Here is a 7,742-nt window from a genome sequence, read left to right on the forward strand (position 1 = left end):
CCTCCGGCAGCCGCCGCGGCCCCCGTTCCACCCCAACCTCCGAGAAGAAGGAGTTCGCGATGAGCGAGCAGTTCGAGAAGAACACCCCCGTCACCGCATCCGCCCCGGAGGAGGGCCTGGAGCTGGGTCTGCAGGAGCTGGAGGCCCTCGAGGCCCCGGGTTTCTGGACCGGCTTCTCCGCCGGCACGGCCATCAGCGGTGCGGCCATCGCCTCCGCCGCGATCGCCACCTGAGCCGCCCCCGGGCCGTCACGGCGCACCACCCCTGCACCACATCCCGTACCACATCCCGCACCCAAGGAGTTCGTGATGAGCGAGCAGAACGTCGCGCAGCAGGCCGAGACCTCGGTCGCCCCCGAGCAGGACCTGGAGCTGGGCCTGCAGGAGCTCGAGACCCAGAACGTCGCGCAGCAGGCCGAGACCTCGGTCGCCCCCGAGCAGGACCTGGAGCTGGGCCTGCAGGAGCTCGAGACCGTCACGGCCTCGGACCCCGCGGACGGCCTCGAACTGGGCCTGCAGGAGCTGGAGGCCATGGAGGCCCCGGGCTTCTGGACCGGCTTCTCCGCCGCCGCCGGCGTCTCGGCCGTCGTCTCGGCCACGGCCGTCATCACCTGAGTCCGGACGACGGGCCCCGCGCCCGTCCGCCGGGCCGGCCCGACGCGCCGCCCCACTCACCCAAGACCCGTCACAGAAGGAAGTACGCCATGAGCGAGCAGTTCGACAAGAAGACCGAGACCGCCGCCTCCAAGCCGGAGGAGGGCTTGGAGCTGGGTCTGCAGGAGCTGGAGGCCCTCGAGGCCCCCGGTTTCTGGACCGGCTTCTCCGCCGGTACGGCCATCAGCGCCGCCGGCATCGCCTCCGCCACGATCGTCACCTGATCCACCCGCGGGGCACCTCCCGCAGCACGACCACGGGACACCCACCTCACGAGAAAGGACGGACGACATGAGCGAGAAGAACGTCGGCCACCGGGCCGAGACCGCCGTCGCCGCCCCCGAGCAGGACCTGGAGCTGGGCCTCCAGGAGCTCGAGGCCCTCGAGGCGCCGGGCTGGATCACCATCGGCGGGATCTCCGCGGGCGGAGCCGTCTCCGCCGCCGTCTCCGCCGCGGTGATCATCACCTGATCGGCGCGTCCGCACCCGCGGCAGGTCCGCCCGGCCCGTCCGTGCAGACCACCGCAGTCGAGTGAGCCGGGGCCCCCGGCCGGGACCTCCCGGCCGGGGCCCGGCCTCGGCACCCACACCCGTCAAGGAGCCGTGATGAGCACCACCCCGGCGATCTCCCTCACCGGACTCACCAAGAAGTTCAAGGACGTCACCGCCGTCGACGACGTCACCGTCGACATCCGGGCGGGCCGCGTCACCGGACTCCTCGGCCGCAACGGCGCCGGGAAGACCACCACCATCCGCATGCTGCTGGGCCTGGCCCGCCCGACCTCGGGCAGCGCCACCGTCCTCGGCAGCCCGTACGGCGCCCTGCCCCGGGCCGCCCACCGCGTCGGCGTCGCCATGGACGCCATCGGCCCCGTCGTCGGTGCCACCGTCCGCGGCGAACTCCTCACCTGGGCCGCGTACCTGGGCCTGCCCCGGCACCGCCCCGACGAGGTCATCGGCCTCACCGGCCTGGCCGGTGCGGAGGACCGACCGGTCTCCGGCTGCTCCACCGGCATGAAGCAGCGCCTGGCCCTGGCCACCGCCCTGCTCGCCGACCCCGAGGTCCTGATCCTCGACGAGCCGGCCAACGGCCTCGACCCGGACGGCATCCGCTGGCTGCGCGACACGCTGCGCGCGCTGGCCGCCGAGGGCCGCACGGTGCTCGTCTCCAGCCACCAGCTGGCCGAGGTCGAGCAGACCGTCGACGACATCGTCGTCATCCAGCGCTCCCTGCGGTACGCCGGCCCGCTCGCGGAGCTCACCGACGGCGGCGCGCACCGCCTGGAGGACCGCTTCTTCGACCTGGTCGACGCCGCCGACCGCGCCCCGCGCCCCCCGGCCGCGACCGCCGCACCCGAGAGGGACCTGATCCGTGCGTAACGTCATCCGCGGGGAGCTCCGCAAGGCCGTCACCGGCCGCCAGTGGTGGATCCTCCCCCTCGCCGGGACCTTCCTGTGCCTGCTGTCCACGTTCGGATTCGCGGCCGAGGGCCACAAGGCCGTCCTCGCCGGCGGGTCCGCACAGGACGTCACGAACGACATCGCCCGCTCCTGGATGATGATGTTCCTCTTCGCCTCCCTCTCCGGGGCGATCCTCGTCTCCCGCGAGTACGGCCACGGCACGATCGGCCGCTCCGTCCTCCTCGCCGGGTCCCGCACCCGGCTCCTGACCGCCAAGGTCGCGGTCGCCACCGCCGCCGGGGCGGTCTTCGGCCTGCTGGCCGCCGGACTCGGCGCCCTCGCGTGCGCCACCGCCGGACTGCCGTACGGCGACTCGCCCGCCTTCACCGGCGAGACCGGCCTGATCCTCGCCGGGGTGTTCGCCTGCTCCCTGCTGGCCGCCCCCTGGGGCGCCCTGGTCGGCTGGATGCTGCGCAACCAGGTCGCCGCGGTGGCCCTGCTGATCACCCTCACCCTCGTCGTCGACCCGGGCGTCCAGGCCCTCGCCCCCGATGTGGCGAAGTACCTGCTCACCATCGCGATGAGCGCCGTCTACCGCGACGCCAAGCCCGACCTGCTCCCCGTGCCCTGGGCCTTCGCCGCCATCGCCGGCTGGCTCACCGCCGCCTGGTTCGCCGCGCACCGCCTGGTGCGGACGCGCGACATCATCTGAAGCCCGAAGGTGCCGACTCCATGCCCGTACTCACCCTCCCCAAGAAGCCCCCGACCGCCACCGGGCCCGACCTCGAGTTCCCCCGCACCTCCGGGTCCGTCGAGGTCCACGAGCCGACCGAGCCGGACGCCCCCTGGGTCGTCCAGCGCGGCGAGGCCCAGCACTTCCGCGTCGGAGCCGACCTCGGCCGCCTGATCCGCGCCCTCGACGGCAGCCGCGACCACGAGCAGCTCGCCCACGTCCTGGGCGACCCCTGGACCTCCGGCGACATCGACACCGCCGTCCGGCAGCTCGCCGACAGCCGCCTGCTCGACGACGGCACCCCGCCCCGCAAGGTCCGCCGGATCAAGCTGGTGCCGCCGGCCACCATCCAGTTCACGGTGCTGCGCCCCGACCGGGTGCTCCAGCGGATGCTCCCGCTGATCCGGCTGCTGGCCCACCGCTCGGTCTCCGCGGCCGCCACGGCCGTGGCACTCGGCGGCCTGCTGGCCCTCGCGGTCTGCGCCCCGCAGCTGGGCGACGCGGTCTCGCGGCCGATGGAGATGTCCGCGTACCTCGCCGTGCTGTTCGGCGTCATCGGCACCACCGCGGTCCACGAGTTCGCGCACGGCGCGGTCCTCACCCACCACGGCGGGCGCCCCACCCGCATGGGCTTCATGCTCTTCTACATGTCCCCGGCGTTCTTCTGCGACGTCTCGGACGGCTGGCGGCTGGGCAAGGCCAAGCACCGCGTGCAGATCGCGCTGGCCGGCGTGTTCGTCCAGGCCGTCGCGGCCGGCGCCGCCGCCGTCGCCGCCCTGTTCACCGGATCCGGGAGCGGACTGCGCGAGCCCCTGCTGGTCTTCGCGCTCACCACGTACATCACCTGCGCGGTGAACCTGCTCCCGCTGGTCAAGCTCGACGGCTACATCGCCCTGATGAGCCACCTGGACATCTCGCACCTGCGCGAGAAGGCCATGACCGACGCGCTGTGCGCCCTGTCGAAGTTCGCCTTCGGCGGCCGCTACCGCCGCGAACTGCCCGACAAGCCCTGGGCGGTCGCCTACGGCTTCGCCTGCATGCTCTTCCCGCTCTACCTCGTCGGTACGGCGCTCACCCTGTGGTCCGGCATGCTCCAGCGGCTCGGGGTCACGGGTGCCGTGTGCTTCGCCCTCGGCCTGGGCTACCTGCTCTTCCGGGTCGGCAAGGGCTGGTACAAGCTCGCCGTCACCGCGAAGCTCTCGGGCGCGAACCCGTACCGGATCCTCGGCGTCTGCATGGCCACCGCCGCCCTCCTGGGGGCCGCCGCCACCGGCATCACCGTGCCCGCCACGGTCTCGGCCGGCTACACCGTCGCCGCCGACGGCTCGGTCAGCCTGGTCGTACCGGAGGGCGCCGGCGGCCGCCTCCTCAAGGAGGGCGCCCACGTCCAGCTGCGCCGCAACGGCCTGCTGTCCCGGCCGCCGCTGACCACCGGCCGCCTGACCTCCTCGACCTCCACCCCGCAGAAGGCCCCGCTGTCCGCGCTGGTCCCGGTGTCCGGCGGATCCGACCTGCTGCCGGTGCGCGGCTACCCGCTGAGCGTGGCCGCCGTGCCCGCCGAGAGGTCGGGGGTCGCGGAGGTGGACGCCGGGTCCCACCCGCTGTGGAAGTGGCTGGCCGTCACCTACCTGACGCCGGTCCTCCCGTAGGGGCGTCCGCCCCGGGCCTGCGCCTTCGGCGTCGCGTCGGCCGGGCTGCCGGCCGGTCATCCGGCCGGCTCCCCAGCCGCCGCGGCGCGCCCCACCCGTCCCATCCGACCGGAGCCTGGAGACCGCCATGAGTCTGCGTCACATCGCCTACTGCCCGCCCGGAACCGTCTACTTCGACAAGCCCACCGCCGGGCCGGCCGGCGGCGAGGAGTACCCGCTCGCCGGCGCCGAGCTCCCGGCGGGCTGGACCCGTACCGCGCTCGGCGAGTGGACCTGCCTCGCCCCGCCCGAGGCCGACCTGCCCCTGCAGGGCTGGAAGGTCCACGTCTCGGCCACGCTGGAGTCCGCCGACGGGGTCCTGGACGTCGTCCGCGACTACTGCTTCGAGAACCCGATGATGTTCAAGTTCCTGACCAGCCCCACCATGCTGATGCTGCGCAACAGCAAGTACGGCGACCGGGGCAGCAGCGGCAAGTTCATCACCCTGTACCCGCGCGACGACGCCCACCTGGAGACCGTCCTGCGGGAGCTCGGCGCCCTGCTGGAGGGCAACGACGGCCCGTACATCCTCAGCGACCTGCGCTGGAAGGCCGGCCCGCTGTACGTCCGCTACGGCGGCTTCGCCGCGCGCCTGTCCCGGCAGCCGAACGGCGAGACCGTGCACTGCATCGAGGACCCCGAGGGCCGCCTGGTGCCCGACGTCCGCGGCCCCTCCTTCAAGCCGCCGGCCTGGGTGGAGCTGCCGCCGGTGGTCCGGGAGGCGCTGGCCGAGCGCAACCAGGGCGGCGGCCTCGGCGCGTTCCCCTTCAAGATCACCCAGGCCCTGCACTTCTCCAACGGCGGCGGCGTCTACCGCGCGGTCGACACCCGCACCGACGCCGAGGTCCTGGTCAAGGAGGGCCGCCCGCACGCGGGCCTGGACCAGCTGGGCGCCGACGCGGTGACCCGCCTGCAGCGCGAGCACGACGCAATGGTCGCCCTGGAGGGCCTGGACGCCTTCCCCAAGGTGCTCGACTACCGCCAGGGCAGCCAGCACTGGTTCCTCACCCGCGAGTACGTCGACGGCAAGCAGCTCGGCGGCGAGATGGTCCGCCTCAACCCGGTCGTGCACTCCGCGACCGACCAGAGCGAGACCCTCGACCCGGCCGCGTACACCGCCTGGGCGCTGGACGTCCTGGACCGCGTCGAGGCCGCCGTGACCACGATGCACGAGCGCGGCCTGGTCTTCGGCGACCTGCACCCCAACAACGTCCTCATCCGCCCCGACGGCAGCGTGGCCTTCATCGACCTGGAGACCACCCGTCCGGCGGAGGGCCACAGCGGCCAGGCCATGGGCGCCCCCGGCTACTGCGCGCCGGCCGGCACCACCGGCACCGCCGTCGACCGGTTCGCCCTCGGCTGCCTGCGGCTGAGCGTGTTCCTGCCGCTGACCACCCTCATGCCCTGGGACCCGGAGAAGTCCGAGCAGCTGATCGAGCTGGTCCAGGAGCGCTTCCCGGTGCCGGCGGACTTCGGCGACCGGGTGCGCGCGGAGCTCGCCCTCGGGGCCGAGCTGGAGCTGCCCGGGGCGGCGGACGCCGTCCGGCCGCTGTGGAGCCTGCCCGCGGCCGCGCCCGACGCGCTGGTCGAGGCGGAGGGGCTGGCCGCCCTGGTCGAGCGGGTGGGCGAGGGCATCCTGGCCACCGCCACGCCCGAGCGCACCGACCGGCTCTTCCCCGGCGACATCGAGCAGTTCGCGCACCCCGGGGGCGGCGTCGCGGTGGCGCACGGCGCCGCGGGCGTGCTGTGGGCCCTGCACAACGCGGGCCTGCCGGTGCCCGAGGAGCACGTGGACTGGCTGGTCACCGCCGCCCGCGAGCTGGAGGACCCGCGCCCGGGCCTGTACGACGGGCTCTCGGGCATCGCCTGCGTGCTGGCCGGGCTCGGCCGCCACGACGAGGCCGCGGAGTTCATGGACCGGGCGGCCGCGCTGCCCTGCGACGAGGCCGGTGACGGCCTCAACTCCGGTACGGCCGGACTGGGTCTGGCGCTGCTCGCCCTGGGACGCGCCGAGGACGCCCGGATCCTGGCGGTCACCCTGGCCGAGCGGATCCTGATGGGCGCCGCGGACCTGCCCGTGGCCGACCCGGGGGCCGCCGCCGACCGCAAGGCCAAGCGGCACCTGCCGGGCCTGCTCTACGGAGGGGCCGGCCAGGCCCTGTTCCTGCTGCGGGTGCACGACCAGCTGACCCGGGAGGCCGGCGGACCGGTCGCGGACGAGCGGTTGGTCGAGGCGGCCGCCCGCATCCTGCGCCACGACCTCACCGAGTCGGGCCGGCTGCCCGGCGGTCCCGAGGTGCTGGAGCAGGCGCCCTGGCGCGGGCCGCACATCGCCTGCGGCAGCGCCGGCCAGGTCATCGCCCTGCACGAGCTGCTGGGGCACCGGCGGGACCCGGAGCTCACCGCGGTCTACGAGTCGATGTGCACCGACCTGACCACGGACTACCACCCCGGCATCGGCCTGTACACCGGCCGGGCGGGCGCCATGGCGGCGCTGCTGCACACCTTCGACGGCAGCGCCGCCGCCCGGGACACCCTGCGGGCGCAGTTCGCGGGCCTGGGCTGGCACGCCGTACCGCACGACGGCCGGCTGGCGTTCCTCGGCGAGCACTCGCTGCGGCTGTCGGCGGACCTGGCCACCGGTGCCGCCGGCGTGCTGGCCGTGCTGGGTGCGCTGGCGGGCGCGGACCGGCCCGCGCTGCCCTTCCTGGACGCGCTCCGCCTGCCCGTGGCCGCCGGACGATGACGGCCCAGGCGCCCGGCGCGTACGGGACGGGCACCCTGGTGCGCATCGAGGTCACCGACCTGGCCCCGGCGGGGGCGGCCGCCGAGACGGCCGCCGTACGACTGATCGCGCTGCTGCCCGTGGGGTGGCACGCCACCCTGCGGGAGTGCGCGGCCGGCTGGGCGACCCTGAGCCTCACGCCCCCGGCGGCCCCGGCGCCCCCGGCGGCCCCGCCGGGGCCGGGCGGGGCCGCCGCGGCCCGGGCGGTGGTGGACCAGGTGCTGCGGCACCCGGCCCTGCGGGGCTGGTCGCGGGTCTGACGGCCCGTGCGGCGGCCGCGGGGCCCGGGCCCGGGTCGGACCGGCCCGGGCCCCGCGGCCGCCGCGGACGGGCCGCCCCGCGGAGGTGGTGCGGAGCACCCGCTCGGATGGCGTAAGCTGGTGTCACCGACGCGGGGTGGAGCAGCTCGGTAGCTCGCTGGGCTCATAACCCAGAGGTCGCAGGTTCAAATCCTGTCCCCGCTACTGAAGACGAAGGCCCGG

Annotated in this window: 9 protein-coding genes and 1 tRNA gene; all 10 read left to right on the forward strand. The window is 74.8% G+C overall.

Annotated features, from left to right (window positions below; translation table 11 throughout):
- The first annotated feature begins 59 nt into the window (after positions 1-59).
- The 10 genes from IF43_RS41395 to IF43_RS0103825 all read left to right on the forward strand — a co-directional run bounded on the left by IF43_RS41395 (position 60) and on the right by IF43_RS0103825 (position 7,724).
- A complete protein-coding gene (locus IF43_RS41395) occupies positions 60-233 on the forward strand; it encodes a daptide-type RiPP (protein WP_158939143.1) in 174 nt (57 codons plus the stop codon).
- A gap of 75 nt (positions 234-308) precedes the next feature.
- Entirely contained in the window at positions 309-614 is a 306-nt protein-coding gene (locus IF43_RS36015; protein ID WP_037887253.1) for a daptide-type RiPP, read from the forward strand.
- A gap of 89 nt (positions 615-703) precedes the next feature.
- Entirely contained in the window at positions 704-877 is a 174-nt protein-coding gene (locus IF43_RS41400) for a daptide-type RiPP (protein WP_158939145.1), read from the forward strand.
- Between the two features lie 67 nt (positions 878-944).
- Positions 945-1,124, forward strand: coding sequence for a daptide-type RiPP (locus IF43_RS0103795; protein ID WP_030193711.1), 180 nt, complete (start codon positions 945-947; stop codon positions 1,122-1,124).
- 135 nt (positions 1,125-1,259) lie between these two features.
- On the forward strand, positions 1,260-2,033 hold the full coding sequence (locus tag IF43_RS0103800; RefSeq protein WP_030193719.1) for an ABC transporter ATP-binding protein: 774 nt from the start codon (positions 1,260-1,262) through the stop codon (positions 2,031-2,033).
- The gene (locus IF43_RS0103805; protein ID WP_030193722.1) at positions 2,026-2,766 is read left to right on the forward strand and encodes an ABC transporter permease; all 741 of its coding nucleotides are present in this window, start codon (positions 2,026-2,028) and stop codon (positions 2,764-2,766) included. The genes IF43_RS0103800 and IF43_RS0103805 overlap by 8 nt, the downstream gene beginning before the upstream one ends.
- A gap of 20 nt (positions 2,767-2,786) precedes the next feature.
- Positions 2,787-4,436: a daptide biosynthesis intramembrane metalloprotease gene (gene mpaP / locus IF43_RS0103810; protein WP_051794623.1), complete on the forward strand. Its 1,650-nt coding sequence runs from the start codon at positions 2,787-2,789 to the stop codon at positions 4,434-4,436.
- A 127-nt stretch (positions 4,437-4,563) separates the two neighbouring features.
- Complete coding sequence (gene lanKC / locus IF43_RS0103815; RefSeq protein WP_037887254.1) at positions 4,564-7,221, forward strand: class III lanthionine synthetase LanKC; 2,658 nt, start codon at positions 4,564-4,566, stop codon at positions 7,219-7,221.
- Positions 7,218-7,520: a hypothetical protein gene (locus tag IF43_RS41405; RefSeq protein ID WP_030193732.1), complete on the forward strand. Its 303-nt coding sequence runs from the start codon at positions 7,218-7,220 to the stop codon at positions 7,518-7,520. The genes lanKC and IF43_RS41405 overlap by 4 nt, the downstream gene beginning before the upstream one ends.
- 130 nt (positions 7,521-7,650) lie before the next feature.
- Positions 7,651-7,724, forward strand: a tRNA-Met gene (locus IF43_RS0103825).
- Positions 7,725-7,742 lie beyond the last annotated feature (18 nt).

The sequence above is a fragment of the Streptomyces sp. NRRL S-87 genome, assembly GCF_000719335.1.
Taxonomy (GTDB): domain Bacteria; phylum Actinomycetota; class Actinomycetes; order Streptomycetales; family Streptomycetaceae; genus Streptomyces.